The sequence below is a fragment of the Kitasatospora sp. NPDC127116 genome (assembly GCF_042677365.1).
GTDB lineage: Bacteria > Actinomycetota > Actinomycetes > Streptomycetales > Streptomycetaceae > Kitasatospora > Kitasatospora lactacystinica.
This window is the reverse complement of record NZ_JBHXTL010000066.1, coordinates 1-22896: the sequence shown is the minus strand read 5'-3', so window position 1 is coordinate 22896 and position 22896 is coordinate 1. Positions and strand designations below refer to the sequence as shown.

At 73.7% G+C, this 22896-nt stretch carries 20 protein-coding genes, 1 rRNA gene and 1 pseudogene; 5 read left to right on the top strand and 17 right to left on the bottom strand.

The window, feature by feature from the left end; translation table 11 throughout:
• The first annotated feature begins 120 nt into the window (after positions 1 to 120).
• Complete coding sequence (locus ACFVHV_RS24870; protein ID WP_359909944.1) at positions 121 to 357, top strand: hypothetical protein; 237 nt, start codon at positions 121 to 123, stop codon at positions 355 to 357.
• Here the strand turns inward: ACFVHV_RS24870 and ACFVHV_RS24865 are convergent.
• From ACFVHV_RS24865 to ACFVHV_RS24840, 6 genes and pseudogenes are all read right to left on the bottom strand, one after another.
• A complete protein-coding gene (locus ACFVHV_RS24865) occupies positions 303 to 1016 on the bottom strand; it encodes a DUF6099 family protein (RefSeq protein ID WP_380353501.1) in 714 nt (237 codons plus the stop codon). The genes ACFVHV_RS24870 and ACFVHV_RS24865 overlap by 55 nt on opposite strands.
• 293 nt (positions 1017 to 1309) lie before the next feature.
• Positions 1310 to 1645 (bottom strand): annotated as a pseudogene (locus ACFVHV_RS24860) (nucleotide pyrophosphohydrolase); the annotation flags it as partial.
• Between the two features lie 8 nt (positions 1646 to 1653).
• Positions 1654 to 3081 carry an AAA family ATPase gene (locus tag ACFVHV_RS24855; protein ID WP_380353499.1) on the bottom strand — a complete coding sequence of 476 codons (1428 nt, stop codon included), beginning with the start codon at positions 3079 to 3081 and terminating at the stop codon, positions 1654 to 1656.
• A gap of 145 nt (positions 3082 to 3226) precedes the next feature.
• Positions 3227 to 4066, bottom strand: a complete 840-nt coding sequence (locus ACFVHV_RS24850; RefSeq protein WP_380353497.1) for a putative RNA methyltransferase — start codon at positions 4064 to 4066, stop codon at positions 3227 to 3229.
• A gap of 136 nt (positions 4067 to 4202) precedes the next feature.
• Positions 4203 to 5057: a RimK family alpha-L-glutamate ligase gene (locus tag ACFVHV_RS24845; protein WP_380353494.1), complete on the bottom strand. Its 855-nt coding sequence runs from the start codon at positions 5055 to 5057 to the stop codon at positions 4203 to 4205.
• The gene (locus ACFVHV_RS24840) at positions 5054 to 5983 is read right to left on the bottom strand and encodes an ATP-grasp domain-containing protein (RefSeq protein WP_359909928.1); all 930 of its coding nucleotides are present in this window, start codon (positions 5981 to 5983) and stop codon (positions 5054 to 5056) included. The genes ACFVHV_RS24845 and ACFVHV_RS24840 overlap by 4 nt, the downstream gene beginning before the upstream one ends.
• Before the next feature lie 237 nt (positions 5984 to 6220).
• Between ACFVHV_RS24840 and ACFVHV_RS24835 the strand changes: the two genes are divergently transcribed.
• Positions 6221 to 7069: a GNAT family N-acetyltransferase gene (locus ACFVHV_RS24835; protein WP_359909925.1), complete on the top strand. Its 849-nt coding sequence runs from the start codon at positions 6221 to 6223 to the stop codon at positions 7067 to 7069.
• Between the two features lie 129 nt (positions 7070 to 7198).
• On the opposite strand, the gene ACFVHV_RS24830 is transcribed toward ACFVHV_RS24835, so the two are convergent.
• From ACFVHV_RS24830 to ACFVHV_RS24815, 4 genes are all read right to left on the bottom strand, one after another.
• Positions 7199 to 7627: a fic family toxin-antitoxin system, toxin component gene (locus ACFVHV_RS24830; protein WP_359909922.1), complete on the bottom strand. Its 429-nt coding sequence runs from the start codon at positions 7625 to 7627 to the stop codon at positions 7199 to 7201.
• The gene (locus tag ACFVHV_RS24825; protein WP_049659744.1) at positions 7624 to 7860 is read right to left on the bottom strand and encodes a toxin-antitoxin system HicB family antitoxin; all 237 of its coding nucleotides are present in this window, start codon (positions 7858 to 7860) and stop codon (positions 7624 to 7626) included. Before ACFVHV_RS24825 ends, ACFVHV_RS24830 begins: the two co-directional genes overlap by 4 nt.
• Before the next feature lie 161 nt (positions 7861 to 8021).
• Positions 8022 to 10676: a collagenase gene (locus tag ACFVHV_RS24820; protein ID WP_380353489.1), complete on the bottom strand. Its 2655-nt coding sequence runs from the start codon at positions 10674 to 10676 to the stop codon at positions 8022 to 8024.
• A gap of 162 nt (positions 10677 to 10838) precedes the next feature.
• The gene (locus tag ACFVHV_RS24815; RefSeq protein ID WP_359909916.1) at positions 10839 to 11789 is read right to left on the bottom strand and encodes a LysR family transcriptional regulator; all 951 of its coding nucleotides are present in this window, start codon (positions 11787 to 11789) and stop codon (positions 10839 to 10841) included.
• A gap of 368 nt (positions 11790 to 12157) precedes the next feature.
• Here ACFVHV_RS24815 and ACFVHV_RS24810 point away from each other — a divergent pair, with 368 nt between their 5' ends.
• Complete coding sequence (locus ACFVHV_RS24810) at positions 12158 to 12352, top strand: hypothetical protein (protein WP_359909913.1); 195 nt, start codon at positions 12158 to 12160, stop codon at positions 12350 to 12352.
• A 107-nt stretch (positions 12353 to 12459) separates the two neighbouring features.
• Here the strand turns inward: ACFVHV_RS24810 and ACFVHV_RS24805 are convergent, their stop codons facing one another.
• Together ACFVHV_RS24805 and ACFVHV_RS24800 are read right to left on the bottom strand one after the other, a co-directional pair.
• Positions 12460 to 13809 carry a class I SAM-dependent RNA methyltransferase gene (locus tag ACFVHV_RS24805; RefSeq protein ID WP_380353542.1) on the bottom strand — a complete coding sequence of 450 codons (1350 nt, stop codon included), beginning with the start codon at positions 13807 to 13809 and terminating at the stop codon, positions 12460 to 12462.
• Between the two features lie 371 nt (positions 13810 to 14180).
• Positions 14181 to 16256 carry an APC family permease gene (locus ACFVHV_RS24800; RefSeq protein ID WP_380353540.1) on the bottom strand — a complete coding sequence of 692 codons (2076 nt, stop codon included), beginning with the start codon at positions 16254 to 16256 and terminating at the stop codon, positions 14181 to 14183.
• Between the two features lie 248 nt (positions 16257 to 16504).
• Between ACFVHV_RS24800 and ACFVHV_RS24795 the strand changes: the two genes are divergently transcribed.
• Together ACFVHV_RS24795 and ACFVHV_RS24790 are read left to right on the top strand one after the other, a co-directional pair.
• On the top strand, positions 16505 to 17173 hold the full coding sequence (locus ACFVHV_RS24795; protein ID WP_359909907.1) for a TrkA family potassium uptake protein: 669 nt from the start codon (positions 16505 to 16507) through the stop codon (positions 17171 to 17173).
• A complete protein-coding gene (locus ACFVHV_RS24790) occupies positions 17173 to 17844 on the top strand; it encodes a TrkA family potassium uptake protein (RefSeq protein WP_359909904.1) in 672 nt (223 codons plus the stop codon). The genes ACFVHV_RS24795 and ACFVHV_RS24790 overlap by 1 nt, the downstream gene beginning before the upstream one ends.
• 92 nt (positions 17845 to 17936) lie before the next feature.
• Here ACFVHV_RS24790 and ACFVHV_RS24785 read toward each other — a convergent pair whose 3' ends face one another.
• The 5 genes from ACFVHV_RS24785 to rrf form a co-directional block, all read right to left on the bottom strand.
• Positions 17937 to 18659: a DUF3159 domain-containing protein gene (locus ACFVHV_RS24785; RefSeq protein WP_359909901.1), complete on the bottom strand. Its 723-nt coding sequence runs from the start codon at positions 18657 to 18659 to the stop codon at positions 17937 to 17939.
• Positions 18660 to 18661: 2 nt separating this feature from the next.
• On the bottom strand, positions 18662 to 19069 hold the full coding sequence (locus ACFVHV_RS24780) for an OB-fold nucleic acid binding domain-containing protein (protein ID WP_359909898.1): 408 nt from the start codon (positions 19067 to 19069) through the stop codon (positions 18662 to 18664).
• Between the two features lie 65 nt (positions 19070 to 19134).
• Positions 19135 to 19815 (bottom strand): response regulator, encoded by a 681-nt coding sequence (locus tag ACFVHV_RS24775; RefSeq protein WP_049657530.1) that lies wholly within the window; start codon positions 19813 to 19815, stop codon positions 19135 to 19137.
• 119 nt (positions 19816 to 19934) lie between these two features.
• Entirely contained in the window at positions 19935 to 22526 is a 2592-nt protein-coding gene (locus tag ACFVHV_RS24770) for an ATP-binding protein (protein WP_380353483.1), read from the bottom strand.
• 283 nt (positions 22527 to 22809) lie between these two features.
• Positions 22810 to 22896: ribosomal RNA gene (rrf, locus tag ACFVHV_RS24765) — 5S ribosomal RNA — on the bottom strand; the annotation flags it as partial.

The following is a 22896-nucleotide window of genomic DNA, read 5'->3' as shown; positions in this document are numbered from 1 at the left end:
TCGTTGGGTGCTACGGCGGGGGTGGGTGCCCCGGTGGCGGGCGACTGCCGCCTCCCGCCGTGCGGTCCGAGCCACCGTCGGCCGCTCCACACCGCACCACCGATGCGAAGAGGTCCCGTCATGTCCGAACCATCTGCCACGCCGCAGTTCCCGAGCAGCCCGACGGGCTCGGCCGACGGCACCTCGGCCGGACCCGCCAGCCCCAAGAGCCTGCTGGAGCAGATGCAGGAACTGCTCGCCTCCGTCTCCGCGGACCTCGCCGAACTCCAGGGCTCCGTCCCCGGGAGCGCCGACTCCACCGCCTACCCGACCGGCACGGACACCTCCGAGACCTCGGACACGCAGGGCACCCGGTAGCCCTCCACCGGTTCCTCCTCGGCCGGCCCGCCCTCACCGGGCGGGCCGCCGCCGGAGGGCGAGCCGCCGCGGCTCCCGGCACCGCCGCCGCTACCGCCCGACGGAGCGGTGTCGCCCGGCGGGCCGAGCCGGACCACCAGTAACGGCGCCCCGCCGCCGACCTGCTCCCGCTCCCGCTCGGCCCCACCGAGCGCCGCGGGCTGCGCCTCCCCGGCCCGGACCGCCGCCTCACGCAGCCGTACGGTGAGGTCCTTGCACTCCGACACCGCGTCCACACCGTCGATGCACGTCCAGTAGAGGCTCTCGGTGTCCGCCCCGCAGGCGAGCACCACCAGCGTCTCGCCGACGTCCCGGAGCAATCCGTCCAGCGCCCCCAGGGCCGGCGCCAAGTCCCCCAGGTCGGTGAGCCGCGCGGCCCGGCCCCCGCTCACCAGGGCGGCCCGGACCACGGAGCGGTCCAGGCAGACCGCCGCGTGCGCCCCGGCCTCGGACAGCTGCTGCCCCAGCCCGGTCAGCTCCTCGTCCTCCGACTCCGCCAGCCTGGCGCCCACCGCCTCGGTGAGCAGCGCGGCCTGCCGCGCCTCGGCCAGCACGTCCGGTACGTGCCTGGCCTCGGCCAGGGCGTGCCGGGCCGTCTTGATCAGTCGCAGCGCCTCCATGGCCACCGCTCCCCTCGCTCGCTGTCGCCGTCGACCCGGGCCGCCGGGAGGGGCGGTCCGAGGGGTGACGGCTGGTCACGGCGAAAGCGTGCGAGGAAGAGCGCGGACGCGCATCCACGGTGTCAGAAGCTGTGGAAAAGTCGGGGGCTGTGGATGAATTCCTTCCCTCACAAGGGTTGGTCGTCCACGTCCGAGTTGACGCCGAGCACATTTTCATCGGCGCCGACCGCGTGTTCACCGGCGCCGACCGCGTTTTCCCCGCCGGCGACCGCGTGCTCACCGCTGTCGACCGCGCCCTCCGGCGCCGGGAAGCGGAGTTCGTTCCGCTCGATCTTGGCCGCCAGGGCCTCCAGCGGATCCACCCCGACCGCGGTGCAGAACTGCAGCAGGTACGCCAGCACGTCCGCGACCTCGTCGTGCACCCGGTGCGCGCGGTCCGGGTCGGACATCACCGCGCCGGCCTGCTCGGGCGTCAGCCACTGGAAGATCTCCAGCAGCTCCCCCGCTTCCACGCTCAACGCCGCCGCCAGGTTCTTCGGGGTGTGGAAGGGCTCCCACCGCCGGGCCGCCGCGAAGTCCACCAGCCGCTGCCGCAAGGCCTCAACGGTGGGCTCCGCCGGCCCCGTCACTCGTTCGCTCACCCCTCCAGGTCTACCGCATCAAGACCCGCCGCCCCACCGTCCACCGGAAACGCCCCGCTGCCGGCCGGAGCTCCCGCGAGCCCGGCCGGCCCCTCCGACGCCCCCGCCGGCCCCTCCGTCAACCCCGCCGCCGACCGGCCCGCGCCCGCCGCGGCCCCGTCGTCGGCGTCCCCGGCCTCCCCCGCCGCCTCCCCGCGCCCGCCCTGGACCGGCACCCGCGCCGTCTCCGTCCGCAGCACCGTGAACCCCGAGTCGGGATCCCGCCGGCACTCCACCAGCACCATCCCGCCCCCGGGCGTGCCGCCCAGGACCTCCCGCGCCGCCGCCGGCTCCTGCAGGGCCGCGACCACCCGCAGCTGGCGGCGCTCCGCCATGTCCCGGGCCAGCCGCAGCAGTGTGGCGGCCTGCTCCGCGGAGAGCCCCGCGCCCAGGTCCTCGGCCAGCACCGTGAGCTGCCGGTGCGCCCAGGGCACCTCGGCGGCCACGTCGAGGTCGAGCACCCCGGCCCCGGTCAGCAGCACCGCGGCGAAGGCGAGGTGGCGCAGCATGCCGTCGGAGGCCTGGTCGGCCCCGGTGCGTCCGAGGACGCCCTCGTCGAAGACGGCGAGGACCTTCCGCACGCCCGCGCTCTCCCGCTCGGCCAGGGTGAGCCCGAGCAGCGGGTGCGGCGCGGCGGACTGCACCGCGCGCAGCAGCTGCCCGTACCGGCGCGGGCACTCGTTGCTCAGCCGGGCGACGACGGCGGAGATGTTGGCGGCGTTGCCGCGCAGCCGGGCCTGCGGGTCGGCGCGGGCCCAGCCGCGCATCAGTGCGGGGACGGGGTGCAGCGGGAAGACCTCGCGCAGCGCCGTGAGCAGGTCCTCGGTGGCGGCGAGGACGAGGCACTCGCCGGCCGACGAGCCCGCGACCCGCAGCGGCAGCTGCGCGGTGATCATCGTGCCGCTGGGGAACGGCGCCCGGATGTCGCCCTGGCGGGTGTCGTTGTGCCAGCAGACGTTGACCCGCCGGTTGCGGACGTCCTGCTCCCCGGTGTCCATCAGGGTCCGGCCGTCGAGGGTGAGCGACTCCCGGGCGATCCGGACCGGGCCGTCGGTGCGGATCACCACGTCGAGCCGGATCAGGCCGTGCGGCGAGCGGACGGTGCAGCCGAGGATGATCGCGTCCCGCCCGTGCGGCACGCACCCGTCCAGGCCTCCGCGGACGGCCTCGGCGAGCGGACCGGTGCGGTCGGGCAGCCCGTCCAGCGAGTCGGCGATCTCCTCGCCGAGGGCGAGCCGGGAGAGCACGGCCAGCGCGTCGAGGGCGTTGGACTTGCCGACCCCGGCGGGCCCGTGCAGCACGGTGAGGGGCGCGAGCGGCAGCACGGCGCGCCGGTAGGACTTGAACGAGGTGAGCCGGAGCTCCTCGACGGTGGGGCGCGGCACGGGCGGCCGGTCGGGCCGTGGGGCGCCCGTTCGGAGGTGGGACGGCCCTGCGGGCCTGGTGGCGTCGCGGTTCACCTGTCGGACGTTAGCCGCAGGCCGACCGGAAGAAACGTGCCTGCGCGGCAGATTCATCCCAACGTGGCGCTCAGCGCCGGTACGCGGCCACCGTCACCGAGGCCGTCACCTCGACCGGCTCCGGCAGTTCCGCGAGCGCGGCACCGAGCCGCTCCGGATCGGTGTGCCAGGCGCTCGGCCCCATGCCGACGACGGTGCGCACGTCCTGCGGGCCGAGCCGCAGGGTGAACTCGACCTCCCGCCGCCCGGCGGGCTCCAGGTACGGTCCGAGCTTCTCGTCGATCCGCCGCTGCTTCTCCTCGTCCACCGACAACAGGCCTAGTGCGTCGACGAGTTCGCGCAGGTGGCGGGCGGTCGGCGAGACCAGCAACAGGGTGCCGCCGGGGCGCAGCACCCGGCGGATCTCGGGCCCGTTGCGCGGGGCGAACACGTTGAGCATCAGCTCGGCCGAGGCGTCCCGCAGCGGCAGCGGGCGCCAGGCGTCGCACACCACGGCGCCGATCCGGGGGTGCGCCTTGACGGCGCGGCGCAGCGCGAACTTGGAGATGTCCAGGGCCGCGCCGACCGTGCCGGGCAGGGCGTCCAGGACGTGCGCCAGGTAGTGGCCGGTGCCGGCGCCGAGGTCGGCGACCAGCCCACCGGGCTCACCGGCGACGACGGCGGAGGCCGCCCGCGCCAGCGCCTCGGCGATCGGCCGGTAGTGCCCGGCGGCGAGGAAGTCCGCGCGGGCCGCGACCATCTCGGCGGTGTCCCCGGTGCCGGTGTGGGCGTCGCCGGCGAGGAGGCTGACGTAGCCCTGCTTGGCGAGGTCGAAGCTGTGCCCGGCCGGGCAGCGCAGGCTGCGGTCGTGCCGGGTGAGGGCCTGCGCGCAGTGCGGGCAGGCCAGGTAGCGCTCGATGTCCTGGAGCAAGGTTCCGTCTTCTCTCGCCGTACGCCCCGGCCGGTCGGGGCGCCAGCCAGCCTAACGACCCCGACGGACCCGCGCCCCGGGCCGCCACCCCGGCCCGGCACCGACGGGCCCACGCCCCCGGCCACGTCTGCCGGCCCTACCCCACGCCCCTCCCGAGTCCTGCGAGCGCCCGCCCCGCGGGGCCCCGCCGCGCGCGGTCCTGCCCCGCGAGCACCGGCCCCCGCTGCGCCCCGACCCGCAGCGCCAGCGCCACCAGCGCCTCCGGCGCGCCGGGGCGGCCGCGCACTCCGGGAAAGGCGTTGACGTCCACGATGACCGGCTCGGCGGGCCCGTCGAGCAGGTCGACCCCGTACACGTCGAGCCCGAACACCTCGCCGACGCGCAGCGCGAGCGCGGCCCGCGCGGCGGACGGCTGCCAGTCCTCCGCCCGCCCCGACTTCCCCGTGCCGGTGGCGAGCTCGGACTGCCGCCGGGCCGCGAACACCTGTCCGTCGACCACCCACAGCTTCTGGTCCCAGCCCGTCCCCGGGACGAACGGCTGCGTGACGACCGGCTCCTCGGGCCAGCGCTCGGCGAGTTCGCGCAACCGGGCCGGGCCGTCCACCCGGGCGACCAGGTCGTGCCGCCTGCTGTGCCGGCTCTTGACCACGAACGGGTAGGCCGGATCGGCGAGTTCGCCCAAGCATCCGGCCGCGTCCGTGGCCGCGAAGGGCAGCCCGGCGGCGCGGGCGAGGTCGGCCATCCGCACCCGGTCCTGGCACAGCCCGGTGGCCGCCGCCGAGTTGACCACCGGCACGCCCCGCCGCTCCAGCTCCGCGGCCAGCGCCAGCGCCTGAGGCGTGCGGGCCTTGAGCAGGCAGACGTCGGCGAGCCCGGTCACGGGCCCGGCGGGCGGGACGACCGCCACCTCGTGCCCCCGGCGCACCAGCAGTTCGGCCGCCGAGGCCAGCACCGGATGCCCCGGGTCGCCGGTGATCAGTCCGACCTTCACAGCAACTCCCCCTCGCCGAAGCCGAGTTGACCGTAGGCGTCGCCGCCCGCGGGCACCAGCTCGACCGGCCCCCCGGGCACCAGTTCGGCGGGCCCGCCGGGCACCGACACGGCCGTCCCGCTGCGCGCGAGCCGCAGCACCGCCCGGGAGACCCGGGCCACCGCGTCCGGCACCTGCCGGAAACTCGGGAAGTCGTTGACGTCCACCACCACCGGCCCGTCCGGCCCCAGCAGCACGTCGACCCCGTACAGGTCCAGCCCGAACACCTCGCCGACCTGCGCCACGATCCGCGCGACGCTCCCCGGCAGCGGCACCTGCCGTTCGCGCACGCCCTGCCCCGGGTGCAGCGGGGAGGAACGTTCCGTCGCGAAGAGCTCGCCGTCGACGCAGTACACCTTGAGGTCGGTCCCGGAGTTGGGCACGTACGGCTGGGCGATCAGCAGCCCCTCCCCCGCCAGCTCAGGCCCGACCTCCAGCAGCTGGTCGGGGCTGCGCACCAGCCGGACGGCGCGCCCGGAGCTGCCGTCGGCGGGCTTGACCACGAGCGGGTACTCGGCGGCCGGGATCTCCGCCAGCCGTTCCCAGCGCGCGGCCGCGTACGTCACCGGTACGGGCAGCCCCCGGGTGCGGCCGATGACCGCGGCGAGCGCCTTGTCCCGGACCCCGCGGATCGAGCGCACGTCGTTCACCGTGGTGAGGCCGACGGCGGCGGCCGACTCCAGCAGGGTCAGCCCGGGCCCGCCGGACACGGTCTTGAGCACCCAGGCGTCGTGACTGCCGGCCCGGACCTCCTCGGAGATCGCCAGCAGCGAGTCCCCGGGGCGCAGCACGTCCACCCGGTGTCCCCACGCCGTGAGTTGGCGTGCCACGTCGAGCGGCATGCCGTCGTGCCGGTAGTGTTCCTCCACCAGAAAGCAGAGCCTCATGGGCCTGTCTTCCCCCTTGCCTCGCCTAGTGCAGACGTCCGCCGTCCCCCTCGGCAGAGCTGTAAAGCCTTCAGCATGCACGCTGTGTTCGCACAAGATCGCTGCGAGCGGGTAAGCGTTCGGCAACAATCGGCCCCCGGGGAGACGTCGAGGGGCACCGGGAGGGCGGCGAGGGCCCTGGGACGTGCCCCGGAAATCCGGTGGCACCGCGTCACAGCCCCTGCTTGGATGCACGCCGTGACCCCTGTTGATCATGTTCCCGACCGCCCCCTGCTCGACGAGATCGAGCGCTACTACGACGCCGTGCCGCGCAGCGCCGCCCGCACGGAGGACTTCGGACCGCTGACCCTGTTCGTCCGCGACGGGGGCGGCTGGCCGTACTACGCCCGCCCGGCCCTCGGCCACGGCGGCCCGGCCGCCACCGCCGAGGACGTCCGCCGGGTGCTGGAGCGGCAGCGGGAGCTGGGCGTCCCGGAGGCCTTCGAGTGGGTGGCCGAGCAGACCCCGGAGCTGCGCGCGGCGGTCGAAGCGGCGGGCCTGACGGTGCACGAGCACCCGCTGCTGGTGCTGGGCCCGCAGGACGAAGCGGCCCCGGCGCCCGAGCTGCCGGAGCCGGTGGAGGTCCGGGTGCTGGCGCCGGACGCGCCGGAACTGGCGGCCGCGCTCGCCGTCCCGCACCTGGCCTTCGGCGATCCGGGCACGGCCGTCGGCCCGACCGGTGCGGCCGAGCTCGCCACGGCCGCGGCGCGGCTGACGGCCGACGGCACGGCGGAGCAGGTCGCCCGGCGGATCGCCGCCGGCACCACCGTGCTGGCCGCGGCCCTGGAGGACGGCACGGCCCTGTGCGCCGGCCAGCACAACCCGGTGGGCCCGGTCACCGAGGTGGCCGGGGTGGGCACGCTCCCGTCCGCGCGCCGCCGCGGGCTGGGCCTGGCGGTCACCGCGGCGCTGGTCGCGCACGCCCGGGCGAACGGGGTTCGGACGGTGTTCCTGTCCGCCGCCGACGAGGACGTCGCCCGGATCTACCGCCGGGCCGGCTTCCGCACCTTCGCGACGGCCCTGATCGCGGAACCCGCCGCCCAGTAGGAGCCCGCCCAGTAGGAGCCCGCCGCCCAGTAGGAGCCCGCCCAGTAGGAGCCCGCCGCCCAGTAGCGGCCCGCCCCTCAGCGGCCCCGCCGCCCGGCGCCCCGGGGGCCCGGCCGAGGACGGCGCCGATCAGTCGTCGTCCTCGTCCTCCTCGTCCGCCCCGGTGACCTCCTCCCCTTCCGCCTCGTCCACCATCCAGGCCGCCAGCCGCTCGGCGACGCCCGACACCCCGAGCCGCCCCTCGCGGATGGCCCGGGAGAGGCTGCGCACCTCGCGGGCGGTGGTGGCAATGGTGCAGCCGCTGGCGACCAGGTAGGCGTAGGCGACGGCGGTCGCGAAGAGTTCGTTGGTCTTCTCCAGGGCGGGCACCCGGATCAGCTGGTGCATCAGCGCGGCGGCGCGGTCCTGTGGTTCGGGGTAGACCGCGATGTCGAATATCTCGGCCTGGTGGCGGGTGACGGCCGCGAGCAGCGAGCCGTAGTCGGTGACCTGCGGGTCACCGGGGGTGTACTGCTCGGCGGTCATGAGCAGCCACGAGAGGTCGACCTCCAGCTTCAACGGCGCACGTCCTGGAGGTCGCCGGGCTCCCCGAACTCGGCGAGGAAGGCCGACTCGTACTCCTTCATGAACTGCGCGGCCGCGTCCACGAAGGCCCGCCCGGACTCGCCCATGTCCTGTTGGACCAGGCGCTCGATGTACTGGTTCATGGAGATCCCCTGCTGCTCCGCCCGTTCCCGGGCCATCTCGGCGGTCGTGGCGTCGACCCGCACGTTCAGCTGCTTCTTACCCATGCCGTTCAAGCTAGCGCTCAAGTGCTAGCACAACAAGGGCGCGTGCACACCGCCCGCACACCTGCCGCACGCCCCCGCGCAACCTCGCCGTCACCGGGACGCCGAACGGCCGGGCCCGCGGCGGCTGCCACGGACCCGGCCCGCGCCGGAAGGGAGGCGGATCAGAACTGGGTGCTGACGGTCACCCCGCTGAAGTCGGTGTTCGCGTAGAGGCTCACGTAGCGGTAGCCCGCCGTCGGGTTGGTCACCGTGATGCTCTGGGTGGTGCCCGGGTTGGTGGACGAGGCGGTGTACGCGCTCGGCGAGGCCCAGGTGCTCTCGTTGTAGTACAGGGAGGCGGTGCCGGTGCCCCCGGAGGTGGTGATCCTCAAGGTGCTGGTGCCGGCCGGCAGGTAGACGTACAGGTAGTCCAGGTTGCCGGCGGTCGCCGCCAGATCGGCCCGCGAGCAGTTCTTGCCGAGCGCGTCGGTGCGCGGGTCGGTGCAGGCCGGCGGGGTGGTGGGACCGCCGCCTCCGCCGGTGGTCACGGTGACGGAGGTCGGGGTGCTGGCGGTCCTGCCGGTGTCGTCGGTGACGGTCAGCGCGACGGTGTAGGTGCCGGCGGCCGCGTAGGTGTGGCTCGGGTTCTGCTGGTCGGACGAGCCGCCGTCGCCGAAGGTCCAGTGCCAGGCGGTGATCCGGCCGGGGCCGGTCTGGACCGACTTGTCGGTCAGGGTGACGGTCGGGCCGTTCACGGTCTGGCCGAACAGCGCGGTCGGGCCGGCCGCGTAGCAGGCGCCGCCGGCGCAGGCGTCGAGCCAGGCGTCGAAGTCGGCGTCGTAGCCGGTGCCGATGCCGTTGTAGACCGCGTAGCCGCCCTGGTAGTCGCCGGTGCGGAAGTGCGCGAGCACGGAGTCGATGTCGGCCGGGTGCTTCTCGAACATGTACCGGACCGCCAGGTAGCCCCACGGGTAGGTGCGCACGGTGTCCGAATTGCCGTACGTGTTCTGGAAGATCGTGCTCAGCTTGTACGTGTGCCTGGCGGCCTCGGCCATCGCCTGGGTGTCGGTGGTGCCGCGGTAGGCGTAGGACTCGTACTCGGCGACGCCCTCGATCCACCAGATGTCCGGGACGGAGATCTCGGTGGAGAAGTTGCCCTTGAGGTCGTAGATGTTGTCCAGGTAGTGGGTGTACTCGTGGTTGAGGTTCCACACGTTGGCGGTGAAGCCGTCGTTCCAGGACTTCTGGTACATCACGCACACGGCCCGGTTGTTCGGGTCGGTCGGGTCCATGACGGTCTGTCCGCCGTTGTCGGTGGAGTTGTTGAAGATCGCCCAGGAGTAGGTCAGGTAGTCGGCCTGGTTGGCGAAGACCGCGAGGGTCAGCTCCTTGTCGTACTGGCCGGGGATCGGACCGTTGTCCTTCACCAGCTTGTGGAAGAAGGTGTCCTCGCCGCGCAGGCTGGCGCAGACCGCGGACAGGTCGGCGGGCGGGAGCGCCTCGGTCAGGATGGTGCGGTTGTCGCAGACCAGCTGGTTCGGCAGCACCGCGGCGGTCAGCTTGGCCGGCAGGTCGCAGGTGCCGTAGTACGAGCACTGGCCGGGGTCGAAGCTGTTGGCCTGGTACGCGGTGTGGACGTACAGCGGGCCGGTGGCGCCGGTGATCCGGGCGCCGTCGAGGACGGCCTTGACCTTGCCCTTGACCGCGGCCTCGACCGCCGGGCCGTCGCCGGCCATCCGGCCGAGGTCGTTGCCCGCGTTGACGTCCAGGTAGGCGTTGGCGGTGCCGAGCAGGTCCTTGTGGTTCAGGGCGAAGTCGCCCAGGGTGGCGCCGATGCTCGGGTCCGCGGCGACCGCGCTGACGAAGTCGGGGTTCCAGTTGCCCCGCCACAGCGGAGCGGAGAGCACCGCGTTGACCGCCTTGAGCATCTTCGGGAAGGCGTTGTACGAGTTGTCGTACGACGTCAGCACCTGCTTGTAGACGCCCAGGTAGCTGCCCTGGAGGTTGGCGCTGTCGGTGAGCACCAGGACCTCGTTGAGCACGGTGCCGTTGCCGTCGCTCACGTCGGTGCGGTGCGGCGCGGCGAAGAACGCGTCCAGGGCGGCCTTGGAGGCGCCGGTCAGGGCCGCGTCGTACGGGCCGACCGCCCCCGCGTTGTTCGACTGCACGTACCAGCCGGCCCGCTGGAAGAGCACGAGTTGCAGGATGCCGGTCGAGTTGTCGCCGGTGTAGCCGCCCGCCGCGTTCTGGAAGGCGTTGGCGACGGTGAGCATCTTCGCTTCCTTGAAGACGGCGCCCGCGTCCGTGCCGGTGACGTTGAACAGCGTGTTGACGCAGTCCGGGGTCGAGGCCTCCAGGAAGGAGACCAGGTCGGCCCCGCTGCGGCTGCCGAAGTCGGCCGGGGTGCAGCTCTGCGCGGTGGCGGCCGCGGCGGCGGCACCGCGGGCGGCGAGGGGCTGCTTGACCGGGGACGTCTTCGGCCCGGCCGGGCGCTGCGCGGTCTGCACGGCGGTGCCGGCCGGCTGGCCCATCACGAGCTGCCCGAGCAGCGCCGGGGGCAGCGGCTTGGCGACGGGGGCGGGTTCCTCGGCCGCACGGGACTGCTCGGCCGGGTCGACCGTGAGGAAGGCGCCGAGCGGCTTCGGCAGGGCGGAGCCCGGGTCGGCCGCCGGGGCGCCGGCCGCGGGCCGGGCGCTCGACCCGGAGGCGGCCGGGCCGGAGGCGGCGGAAGCGGCCGGGGCGGCGAAGGCGGCCGTGGCGGGCAGCAGCGTGGCGGCGGCGCAGCAGCCGGCGACGAGGCCGGCCAGCAGGGTGGGGAGTGGTATCCGTGGGCGCACTGGTGGGTCCTTCTCCTGTGGGGGGAGGCGCTGGGAGGACTGCCGAGGCGTTGGGGGAACGCGTCATGATCCTGCCAGCGGCGGAGGGTCAGAACAATGTCACAGGTCATATGACATAGCCCTGCCCGGCCATAACACCGCCCGCCGCGGCCGCCAAGGGCGCTAAGGCCGGTACGTCCGTGCGGCCCACGCCTGGAAGCCCGGCGCCGCCGCGATCAGGTCCCGGTACGCCGCGGCGGCCGCCCCGAGCAGCGTCTCCACCACCTCACCGCCCACCCCGGCCGGCCGCCAGACCAGCAGTTGCCGGACCCAGATCGGCGTCCCCGCGAGCGGCTTGACCACCACCTCGGCGAGCGGCCGGGTGGTGGCCTGGACGACGGAGATGCCGAGCCCGGCGGCGATCATCTCCTGGAGCTCCAGCCGGCCGCCGAGGAACTCGTGGACGGTCGCCGGGGCGAACCCCGCCGCGGCGCAGGCCCCGTGGAACACGCCGTGCCAGCCGGCCCCGTCGTCGGGGGTCAGGAACCACTCCTCCTCCGCGAGGTCCGCCAGCGCCACCTCGGTGCGGTGCCGCAGCCGGTGGCCGGCCGGCAGCGCGACGAAGACGGGCTCGGTGACGATGCCGCGGTGCGCGACGGACGGCGCGTGGCGCAGTTCCCGGCCCGGGTAGTCCACGGCCACCGCGGCGTCGGCCTCGTCCCGCTCCAGCAGCTCGACGATGTCGGAGGAGCGGTGGACCGACGTCAGGGTGAAGCGCTGCCCGGGCCGTTGGTGCCGCGCCCTGGTGACCAGTCCCGGCAGCAGCGGCGAGTTGGTCGCCGCCAGCCGCAGCTCGCGCGGGACGGGCCCGGCCGGGGCCTCCGGGCGGCGGCCCAGGCCGTCGGCGCGGGTGAGCAGCTCCCGGGCCGCGGCCACCACCTCCGCCCCGAAGCCGGTCGGCGCGACGCCGACGGTGGTGCGTTCGAACAGCGGGGCGCCCAGGTGGCGCTCGATCCGGCGCAGCTGGGTGCTGGTCGCCGGCTGCGAGGCGCCGAGCAGGACGGCGGCCCGGCCGACGCTCCCGGTGTCGGCGATCGCGCACAGCACGCGAAGGTGCCGCAGCTCCAGCTCCATGACGCTCCCCCTCCCGCACCCGGCCGGCCCCGGCCGACGGCGTGGGGCGGCTGCCGTCACGGGCGGTGCGACGGCGCACCGGCGCAACGGCACACCGGTACAACGGCACACATCACATGTCAGCGGCTCACCTTCGCCCCGGGGAATGACCTCGTCAAGCCCTCTCCCGGGGCCCGACGGCCTTGCGCGCACCATCTTTTACCAGCGCATTGCCGGCACCTGACCTTCCGCCCGGTCCGGGCCGCCCGCGCCCGCTCCGCCCCGCCCCGCCGGGAGGGGCGGGACTTGAAGACCGACCCGCCGTCCGGGAGGCTGAAGACCCCCCTGCGTTCCCCCGAGCGGGCGCCGACCGGTGCGGAGGCCTACCGATGACAGCCATGTTCGACCAGGAGCTGCGCGAGCAGCTCGCCCAGGCCCGCCGGGACCTCGCGGCGGCCCGGGCCGAGGAGGACGCCGACGGCGTCCAGGCGTACGAGGGCCGGGTCGCCGCGCTCCTGCGGCTCGCCGCCCAGCACGGCATCGACCTGCCGCACAGCGTCGACGAGGAGGAGCACAACGGGTAGCCGGCCCCGGACGCGGCAGGAGGCGGCCACCCCGAACGGGTGACCGCCTCCTGCCGTGACTCCCGACGCCCGGGGCCAGCCCGGGATCAGCCGGGCTCAGCCCGGAATCACTGCCCGACCGGCTCCAGGATCGCCACGCACTCGAAGTGGTGGGTCATCGGGAACAGGTCGAAGGCCCGCAGCGACACCGGCCGGTAGCCGCCCTCGCGGAAGAACTTCAGGTCCCGCGCGAGCGCCGCCGGGTCGCAGGCCACGTACGCGATCCGGCGCGCCTCCAGGCCGACCAGGTGGGCGACGGTCTCGCGGCCGGCGCCCGAGCGCGGCGGGTCCAGCACGACCAGGTCGGTGGCGGTGATGCCGGTGCGCGGCAGCAGCGTCTCGACCCGGTCGCACTCGATCTGCACGTTGTCCAGCGCGGCCAGGTTGTGCCGGGCGTCGACCACGGCCTGCTTGGCGGACTCGATGCCGAGCACCGCACCGTCCTCGCCGACCCGGTCGGCCAGCGCGCCCGCGAACAGGCCGACGCCGCAGTACAGGTCGAGCGCGTTCTCGCCCCACTGCGGGTCCAGCCCGTCCAGCACGGCGTCGACCAGGGTGTCCGGCGCCTCCGGGTGGATCTGCCAGAAGCCGCCGTTGCTGATCCGCCAGGTCCGCCCGGCGGCCCGCTCGCGCACGAAGCCGCGCCCGTGCACCTTGTGCACGTCGCCCTGCTCGTCCACCCGGGCGATCGACACCGGCTTGTCCAGCTCGACCAGCGGCAGCTGGGCGCCCGGCCGCGGGGTGAGCACCACCTGGCGGTCCGAGGAGCCGGTCGCGGCGATCACCTCGACGCTCGCCACCCCCGGCCAGTCGCGGGCCTCGATGCCCAGCTCGGTGACGCCCTCGGCGGCGATCAGGCAGCGGTCCACCGGCTGCACGTCGTGCGAGCGGTGCTTGCGCAGGCCGACCTTCCCGGTCCCGGCGTCGACCGCGTACTGCACCCGGGTGCGCCAGGCCGGCACCTGCCCGGCCGGAAGCTTGCCGCCGACCGGCTCGACGCTGCCGTCCCAGCCCGCCTCGGCCGGGGTGAGCCCGGCGAGCTTGGCCAGCTGCTCGGTCAGCACCGCCGCCTTGAGCTTGCGCTGCCCGCCCGGGGTGACGTGCTGCCAGTCGCAGCCGCCGCACTTGCCCGGACCGGCGAACGGGCAGGGCGCCTCGATCCGGTCCTTGGACGGCTCCAGCACCTCCACCGCGTCGGCCCGCAGGAACCGCGAGGTGGTGGTCCCGTCGGTCACCAGTGCGACGACCTTCTCACCGGGCAGCGCGTGCCGCACGAACAGCACCCGGCCCTCGTGCCGGGCCACGCAGTGCCCGCCGCCGTGCGCGACCGGGCCGACCTCGACCTCGTAGCGCTGCCCGACCAGCGGCTCCCCGGACGGCGTCTCGGGCCGCGACGGCCGCGCGGCACCGGCGCGCAGCGCCTTGGGCGGCCGCACCGCCTGCTTGCGCGGCGCCTTCCGGCCGGCCCCGGCAGCGCCCTTCGGCGCGTCCTGGGCGGCACCCTTGCCGGCGCCCTTCGGCGCGCCCTTGCCGGAGGCCTTGCCCGCGGACGTCTTGCCGGCGGACGTCTTGCCCGCGGCGCCCTTGCCGGCGGCCGGCCCGGCGGGCTCCCGGTCCTCCCGCTCGCCCGGGACGATCGGCGCGGTGCGCGCGGTGAGGCCGTCGCGGTCGGTGGCCTCCGGACGGGCCGGCCGGCCCCAGCGCGGCCGGGAGACCTGCCCGGGCTGGGAGCCGCCCCGGCGGGCGCCCTTGCCGGAGGAGCCCGAGGAACGGGGCGGAGTGTTGCGGGTCACTGGGAGGAGTCCTTGCTGCGGTCGGAGGTGTCCCCGGCGTTCGAACCGGTGGAGACGGAATCCTTCGACTTTACGGCCTTCGGCGCGCGTGGCTCGCCACGCCGGACGGCACCCGGCGCCGACCAGGCCTTCTGCGACTTGCGCCGCTCCGAGGACTCCAGCTGCCACGGTACCGAAGTGACCATCACACCGGGCTTGAACAGCAGCCGCCCCTTGAGGCGCAGCGCGCTCTGGTTGTGCAGCAGGTGCTCGTACCAGTGGCCGACCACGTACTCCGGGATGTAGACCGAGACCACGTCCCGCGGGCTGCTGCGCCGCAGGTTCTTCACGTAGTCCAGCACCGGCCCGGTGATCTCGCGGTACGGCGAGTCCAGCACCTTGAGCGGCACCTCGATGCCGCGCTCGTCCCACTCCCGCCGCAGCGCCGCGGTGTCCGCCGGGTCGACGTTGACCGTGACGGCCTCCAGCGTGTGGGCCCGGGCCAGCCTGGCGTACGCCAGGGCGCGCAGCGCCGGCTTGTGCAGCTTGGAGACCAGCACGATGGCGTGCACCCGGGTGGGCAGCACCACGTCGTCCGGCTCCTCGGCGGCGATGAGCTCGTCGGAGACCCGGTCGTAGTGCCGCCGGATGCCCTTCATCATCACGAACAGCACGGCCATCGCGGCGATCGCGATCCAGGCGTGGCTGATCTTGGTGACCAGGACGACGATCAGCACGGCCATGGTCATCACCAGGCCGAAGGCGTTGATCGCCCGGCTGCGCTGCATGTGGCGGCGCTTGGCCGGGTCGGTCTCGGTGCGCAGCAGCCGGGTCCAGTGCCGGATCATGCCGGACTGGCTCATGTTGAAGGCGACGAAGACGCCGACGATGTAGAGCTGGATCAGCCGGGTCGGGTCGGCGTCGAAGGCGAGGATCAGCAGGATCGCGGCGATCGCCAGCAGGATGATGCCGTTGGAGAAGGCCAGCCGGTCACCGCGGGTGTGCAGCTGGCGCGGCAGGTAGCGGTCCTGGGCGAGGATCGAGCCGAGCACCGGGAAGCCGTTGAAGGCGGTGTTGGCGGCGAGCACCAGGATCAGCCCGGTGACGGCCGCGACGAAGTAGAAGCCGGGCGTGAAGTTGTTGAACACGGCCTCGCTGATCTGCGCCAGCGCGGTCTTCTGGTGGTAGTCCGGCGAGGTGCCGACGAGCTGTTCGGCCGGGTTCTCGGCCATCTGGACACCGGTCAGCCGGGCCAGCCAGATGATGCCCATGAACATCACGACGGCGATGCTCGCCATCATCAGCAGCGTGGTGGCCGCGTTCTTGCTCTTGGGCTTGCGGAAGGCCGGCACGCCGTTGGAGATCGCCTCGACACCGGTGAGCGCGGCACAGCCCGAGGAGAACGCCTTCAGCAGCAGGAACACCATCGCGAAGCCGGCCAGCGAGTCGTTGCCGGGAGTGGCGGCGAGGTGGAACCCGGCGCTCTCGGCGGGCATGTCCTGGCCGAGCACGAAGTGCCGGAACACCCCGTAGCCGACCATCCCGATCACGCCGACCATGAAGGCGTAGGTGGGAACGGCGAAGGCGCTCCCGGACTCGCGCACGCCTCGCAGGTTCATGCCCATCAGCAGCACGACCACGATCACCGACAGGACCGGTTCGTGGCCGCGCAGCGCGGGCACCGCGGAGACGACGTTGGCGACGCCCGAGGTGGTCGACACGGCCACGGTGAGCACGTAGTCGACCATCAGGGCGCTGGCGACCACCAGACCGGCGGCCGGACCGTGGTTGACGGTCGCGACCTCGTAGTCACCGCCACCACTGGGGTAGGCGTGCACGTTCTGCCGGTACGAGGCGACCACGGCGAGCATCACGATCGCCACGACGACGCCGATCTGCCAGGAGAAATGGATCGCCGAGGCGCCCGCGATGGAGAGGGTGAGCAGGATCTCCTCGGGGGCGTACGCGACCGAGGAGAGCGCGTCCGAGGCGAACACGGGCAGCGCGAGCCGCTTGGGCAGAAGCGTCTCGCCCAGCTTGTCGCTGCGTAGGGCGCGCCCGATCAGGATGCGTTTCGGAAGGTCAGTCGGCATAGGCACGTTAAGGAATCGTAGGGGCTCCCCGGTCAAGGCTCCGCCGTTTGTCCCCCCCTTCGTCGCGACTGCGTTCGGTGGACCGGCTAGCGTGTCGGATACGAGTCGGCGGGCAACACTCTGGTTGTCGAGCGTTGCCGGGTCGGCGCCCCCACGAGGAACCTCGTCCCGGACGACCGGGCGGGAAACGGAGCTGAACGGTGTTTGCGCAGGTCAAGGCCCCTTCGGGACGGGTGAGGTAAGCGCCGGTGCACATCGTGATCATGGGCTGCGGCCGCGTGGGCTCCGCCCTCGCCAGAGCCCTGGAGAAACAGGGCCACTCGGTGGCCGTGGTCGACCAGGACCCGACCGCGTTCCGCCGGCTGGGCGCCGGGTTCAACGGCCGCCGGGTCACCGGCGTCGGCTTCGACCAGGACACCCTGCGCGAGGCGGGCATCGAGGAGGCCGGCGCCTTCGCCGCGGTCTCCAGCGGCGACAACTCCAACATCATCGCCGCGCGGGTGGCCCGGGAGAACTTCGGCGTCGAGAACGTCGCCGCCCGGATCTACGACCCCCGCCGCGCAGAGGTGTACCAGCGCCTGGGCATCCCCACCGTCGCGACGGTCCGCTGGACCGCCGACCAGATGCTGCGCCGACTGCTGCCGAGCGGCGCCGAGCCGCTGTGGCAGGACCCGAGCGGTGGCGTGCAGCTCGCCGAGGTCGCGTACGACCCGCGCTGGATCGGCCACCGGATCAGCAGGCTGGAGGAGGCCTCCGGCACCCGGGTGGCGTTCGTCACCCGGCTCGGCGAGGGAATGCTCCCCTCGCCGCAGATGGTGGTGCAGGAGGGCGACCTGGTGCACGTGATGCTGCGCCGGGCCGACCTGACGGCCGTCGAGGCCGCGTTCGCGCAGGGACCGAAGGAGGAGGGTCACTGATGCGGGTCGCCATTGCCGGTGCCGGTGCCGTGGGCCGCTCGATCGCGGGCGAGCTGCTGGAGAACGGCCACGAGGTCCTGCTGATAGACAAGAACCCCAACTCCATCTCGGTGGAGCGGGTTCCGATGGCGGAGTGGCTGCTGGCCGACGCCTGCGAGATCACCTCGCTGGACGAGGCCGCGCTCCAGCGCTGCCACGTGGTGATCGCCGCGACCGGTGACGACAAGGTCAACCTGGTCGTGTCGCTGCTCGCCAAGACCGAGTACGCGGTGCCGCGGGTGGTCGCCCGCGTGAACAACCCCAAGAACGAGTGGCTCTTCAACGAGTCCTGGGGCGTGGACGTCGCCGTCTCCACCCCGCGGCTGATGTCCGCGCTGGTCGAGGAGGCGGTCAGCGTCGGCGACCTGGTCCGCCTGATGCGCTTCAGCCAGGGCAACGCCAACCTGGTCGAACTGACCCTGGCCTCCGACACCGAGCTCGTCGGCATCCGGGTCGGCGACGTGGCCTGGCCGCAGGACACCGCGCTGGTGACCATCATCCGCGAGGGCCGGGTGCTGGTGCCGGGCAAGGACGACACCCTGGAGGGCGGCGACGAGCTGCTCTTCGTCGCCGCGCAGGAGCGCGAGGAGGAGCTGGAGCAGCTCCTCTCGGCGACCTCGGGCGCCCAGTAGCCCCGCGGGCACAGCGGAAGGGCCCGCACCCCTCGTCGGGGTGCGGGCCCTTCGCCGTGTTTCGCACCGGCCTCCCGGCCGGCCGGAGGCGGCTACTTCGCCGGCTCCTCCTCGTCCAGCTGCGCCTTGATCGGCGGCGGCGCCTTCAGCAGGATCTGCCAGGTCACGTACATCGCCAGCAGCATCGGCGGGATGCCGAGGGCGACCTTCAGCCAGCCCAGCAGGTTGACGTTGTGGGTGAAGTACAGCGGGAAGAGGATCACCGGCTTCAGGCCCATGATCAGCACCCAGGCCCAGGTCGCCTTGGTGTAGGCGGCCAGGCGGCCCGGGTTCTCCTTGCGCCAGGTGAACATCTCGCCGGTGATCGGGCCGAGCATCACCCCGATCATCGGCCAGCGCGCCAGCGCGGAGGCCGCCAGCGCGATGCAGTAGCCGACGTTCCAGAGCAGGCCGGGCAGGTAGAAGTCCTCGGCCTTGCCGCTCTTCATCGAGATCCAGGCGCCGAGGGCGACACCGAACACCCCGCTGAAGGCGTGCTGGATGGTCTGCCGCTTCGCCAGCCGGGCCACCACGAACAGGGCGCTCAGGCCCAGCGCGGCCCAGGCCGAGGTGCTGACCTGGTGGGTCAGGTTGTAGGTGACGATGAAGACCAGGCCTGGCAGCGTCATGTCGATCATGCCGCGCACGCCGCCGAAGGCCTGGAGCACGGTGTCGGCGGCCTCCTTGGAGGCGGCCCTGCGGGCGGCCTCCGCGTCCGCGGGGTCGACGGCCAGGTCGAGCTGGGCGGCGGCCTCGCCGCCGGGCTGGTTGCTCACGCTCATTCGCTCCCGTGTCCGACCGGACGCAGCTCATAGCGGGGGTTGAACAGCACGCGGCGCCCGCGTGCGTGACCGATGCGGCCGCTGGCGACCAGCCGGCGGCCGGGCTCTATCCCGGCGATCGAACGGCGGCCGAGCCAGACCACGTCCAGCGCCTCGGTACCGTCGAAGAGTTCGGCCTCCAGGGCGGGCACACCCGCCCGGGGGCGCAGCGTCACCGTGCGCAGCGTTCCCGCGACGGTGACCAGATCGCGGTCCCCGCAGCCGGCGATCGGCGTGCAGCCGGACTCCGCGGCGATCTCCTGACGCAGCTCCTCGGCGTCCAGCTCCTCGGCCGAGGAGGTCAGCCGGCTGAGCATGCGGCGGAACCGCCCCTGCGGCTGGCCGCTGCTGTTGTCACCACTCATGTCGGAAGGGTACCGGGTTCCGGCCCCCCGGCGGCAGGTCGCTCGACCGCCGGGGGCGGCCGCGGTCAGCTCTCGAACCGGTATCCCATGCCCGGCTCGGTGATGAAGTGGCGCGGGTGCGAGGGGTCGCGCTCCAGCTTGCGGCGCAGCTGGGCGAGGTAGACCCGCAGGTAGTTGGTCTCGGTGCGGTACGCCGGGCCCCACACCTCCTGCAGCAACTGGGTCTGGCTGACCAGCCGCCCGGCGTTGCGGACCAGTACCTCCAGCAGGTGCCACTCGGTCGGGGTGAGGCGGACGTCGGCACCGTCCCGGTTGACCTTCTTGGCCGCGAGGTCGACGGTGAAGGACTCGGTGACGACCAGCGAGTCGGCCTCCCCGGCCACCGGCTCGGCCCGCCGCACGGCGGCCCGCATCCGGGCGAGCAGCTCGTCCATGCCGAACGGCTTGGTGACGTAGTCGTCGGCGCCGGCGTCCAGGGCCTCGACCTTCTCGTCCGAGGCGTGCCGGGCCGACAGCACGATGATCGGCACCCGGGTCCAGCCGCGCAGGCCGCGGATCACCTCGACCCCGTCCATGTCGGGCAGGCCCAGGTCGAGGACGACCACGTCCGGATGGCGGGCCGCGGCCAGCTCCAGGGCGCTCGCGCCGTCATGGGCCGCGTCCACCTCGTACTTGCGGGCCTTGAGGTTGATCACCAGCGCGCGGACGATCTGCGGTTCGTCGTCCACGACGAGGACCCGGGTCATGTGCGGGCTCCGCCTTTCGGGGCTGTCTGACTTACGGACTGGGGACTGGCTCTACGACTTTCGCTGCGACGCGCGGCCCCGGGGAGGGGCGCCCGGCCCGGCCGGTGCGCCGCCGGTTCTCAGGTGATCAGCTCCGGGAGCGGACCGCCACCCTCGCCGCCCGGCTCCCCCGTTTCGGGCGGCCGGTCGACCACGGGCAGGCTGACGACCATGGTGAGGCCGCCGCCCGGGGTGTCCTCGGCGGTGACGGTACCGTCCATCGCCTCGACGAAACCGCGCGCCACCGCGAGTCCGAGGCCCACCCCGGCACCGCGCGGCGCGTCCCCGTACCGCTGGAACGGCGCGAAGATCTTCTCCTTCGCCTCTTCCGGCACCCCCGGGCCGCGGTCCACGATCCGCAGCTCGACCCGGGCCGGCCGCCCCGGCTGCCGCAGCTCGTCCGCCTTGACCAGCACCTTGACGCCGTCCGGGCTGTACTTGACGGCGTTCTCCACCAGGTTGGCCAGCGAGCGCTCCAGCAACCCGCCGTCGGCCCGGACCATCGGCAGCGTCTCCGGCACCTCCAGCCGGACGGACTCCAGCGGCACCCCGCCGAGCGCGAACGGCACCACCTCGTCCAGGTCGGTCTCCTGGATCAGCGGGGTGACGGTACCGGTCTGCAGGCGGCTCATGTCGAGCAGGTTGTTGATCAGGTGGTCCAGCCGGTCCGCCCCGGCCTCGATGCCGGCCAGCAGCTCGGCCTCGTCCTCCGGGTCCCAGTCGACGTCGGCCGAACGCAGCGAGCTCACCGAGGCCTTGATGCCCGCCAGCGGGGTGCGCAGGTCGTGCGAGACCGCCGCCAGCAGAGCCGTCCGGATCCGGTTGCCCTCGGCCTCCCGGCGGGCCTCGGCGGCCTCCCGGGCCAGCCGGCGGCGCTCCAGCACCACGGCGGCCTGCGCGGCGAACGCCCCGAGCAGGCGCCGGTCCGCCCCGGGCAGCACCCGGCCGCGCAGCACCAGCGCCAGGCTGTCGCCGACCGGGACGTCCACGTCGGCCTCCTCCGGCCGCTCCGGCGGCCGCGGGCCGGCGGTGGCCACCGGCACCCAAGGCGCGAGCGGATCGGGCCGCTCCAGCAGCGCGGCGCTCTCCTGCCCGAAGGTCTCCCGCACCTGTTCCATCAGCGCGGTGAGCACCCCGTCGCCGTTGGGCGCGCCGCGCAGCACCGTGCCGGCCAGCGCGCTGAGCGTCTGCGCCTCGGTCTGGCTGCGGGCCGCCTGCTGGGTGCGCCGGGCCGCGAGGTCCACCACCGACGCCACCGAGATGCCGACGATGGTGAATATCGCCACCGCCATGATGTTCTGCGGCTCGTTGATGGTGAAGGTGTGCAGCGGCGGGGTGAAGTAGTAGTTCAGCACCGAGGAGGCGACCAGCGCCGAGCCGATGGCCGGCAGCAGCCCGCCGACCAGCGCCGCGCACACCGTCAGCGACAGGAACAGCAGCATGTCGGTGGAGAGCCCCAGCCCGCCGATCGCGGTCAGCACGATCGCCAGCACCGGGGGGCCGACCAGCCCGATCAGCCAGCCGGCGACCGTCCGGGTACGGCCCAGGTCGGTGATCCGGCGGACCGGTATCTTGCCGCGCCGCCCGTGCCCGGCGTGCTCGTGGGTGACCATGTGGACGTCGATGTCCCCGGCCTCCCGGGTCACCGTGGTGCCGACGCCCGGCCCGTACAGGTACTGCCAGGCGGGCCGCCGGCTGGTGCCCAGCACGATCTGGGTGGCGTTCACGCCCCGCGCGAAGTCCAGCAGCCCGCCGGCCGGGTCGTCGCCGAGGACCGCGTGGAAGGAACCGCCGAGGCTCTCCACCAGCACGCGCTGCTCGATCAGCGTCTGCGGCGAGCCGGAGCCCACCAGCCCGTCCGAGCGGGAGATGTGCACGGCCAGCAGCTCACCGCCGGAGACCCGGGCGGCGATCCGGGCCGCCCGGCGGATCAGAGTCGCCCCCTCGGGCCCGCCGGTCAGGCCCACCACGATCCGCTCCCGGGCCTGCCAGGTGCCCTCGATGCCCTGCTCGGCCCGGTACTTCTGGAGGTACTCGTCCACCCGGTCCGCGGTCCACAGCAGCGCCAGCTCGCGCAGCGCGGTCAGGTTGCCCGGACGGAAGTAGTTCGCGAGCGCGGCGTCGATCTTCTCCGGCGCGTACACGTTGCCGTGCGCCAGCCGCCGCCGCAGCGCCTGCGGGGACATGTCCACCAGCTCGATCTGATCCGCCCGCCGGACCACCTCGTCCGGCACGGCCTCGCGCTGGCGCACCCCGGTGATGCCCTCGACCGCGTCGCCGAGCGACTCCAGGTGCTGGACGTTGACGGTGGAGATCACGTCGATCCCGGCCGCCAGCAGCTCCTCGACGTCCTGCCAGCGCTTCTCGTTGCGGCAGCCGGGGACGTTGGTGTGGGCCAGCTCGTCCACCAGGGCCACCTGCGGGCGGCGGGCGAGGACGGCGTCCAGGTCCATCTCGGAGAAACGGGCGCCGCGGTGCACCACCTGCTGGCGCAGCACCACTTCCAGCCCGGCGACCATGTCCGCGGTCCGCCGGCGGCCGTGGTCCTCCACGAACGCGACCACGACGTCCGTGCCACGCTCCTGGCGCCGGTGCGCCTCGGCGAGCATGGCGTACGTCTTGCCGACCCCGGGGGCTGCCCCGAGGTAGATGCGCAGCCTGCCTCGTCCCATGAGCACCATTCTTGATCCGACCGGCCCGGAGGACACCCCCGGACACCTGTTCCCCTTGCCTTCGAGACTACGGTGTGCGACGCGATTTTCCGCTGATCAGTGCGCTGATCAGGCGGTTTTAGCGGCATATTGACGGTGGACCAGCCACTCGGCGGGGGTCGCCCGGGAGGGTTCGGAGGCACCGGAGCCGGCCTGTCGGGCCCGTCCGGACCGTCCGGACCGTCCGGACCGGAAATGCGAAAAGCCCCTGATCCGAGTGGATCAGGGGCTTTTCTGAATAATTGTTCGGCGGCGTCCTACTCTCCCACAGGGTCCCCCCTGCAGTACCATCGGCGCTGTAAGGCTTAGCTTCCGGGTTCGGAATGTAACC

Bases quoted from the DNA above. Each gene is read 5' to 3' on its own strand.
- ACFVHV_RS24870 (WP_359909944.1), top strand. From the start codon at position 121: ATGTCCGAACCATCTGCCACGCCGCAGTTCCCGAGCAGCCCGACGGGC.
- ACFVHV_RS24865 (WP_380353501.1), bottom strand. From the start codon at position 1,016: ATGGAGGCGCTGCGACTGATCAAGACGGCCCGGCACGCCCTGGCCGAG.
- ACFVHV_RS24840 (WP_359909928.1), bottom strand. From the start codon at position 5,983: ATGAGGCTCTGCTTTCTGGTGGAGGAACACTACCGGCACGACGGCATG.
- ACFVHV_RS24825 (WP_049659744.1), bottom strand. From the start codon at position 7,860: ATGGGTAAGAAGCAGCTGAACGTGCGGGTCGACGCCACGACCGCCGAG.
- ACFVHV_RS24815 (WP_359909916.1), bottom strand. From the start codon at position 11,789: ATGGAGCTGGAGCTGCGGCACCTTCGCGTGCTGTGCGCGATCGCCGAC.
- ACFVHV_RS24810 (WP_359909913.1), top strand. From the start codon at position 12,158: ATGACAGCCATGTTCGACCAGGAGCTGCGCGAGCAGCTCGCCCAGGCC.
- ACFVHV_RS24800 (WP_380353540.1), bottom strand. From the start codon at position 16,256: ATGCCGACTGACCTTCCGAAACGCATCCTGATCGGGCGCGCCCTACGC.
- ACFVHV_RS24790 (WP_359909904.1), top strand. From the start codon at position 17,173: ATGCGGGTCGCCATTGCCGGTGCCGGTGCCGTGGGCCGCTCGATCGCG.
- ACFVHV_RS24780 (WP_359909898.1), bottom strand. From the start codon at position 19,069: ATGAGTGGTGACAACAGCAGCGGCCAGCCGCAGGGGCGGTTCCGCCGC.
- ACFVHV_RS24775 (WP_049657530.1), bottom strand. From the start codon at position 19,815: ATGACCCGGGTCCTCGTCGTGGACGACGAACCGCAGATCGTCCGCGCG.
- ACFVHV_RS24770 (WP_380353483.1), bottom strand. From the start codon at position 22,526: ATGGGACGAGGCAGGCTGCGCATCTACCTCGGGGCAGCCCCCGGGGTC.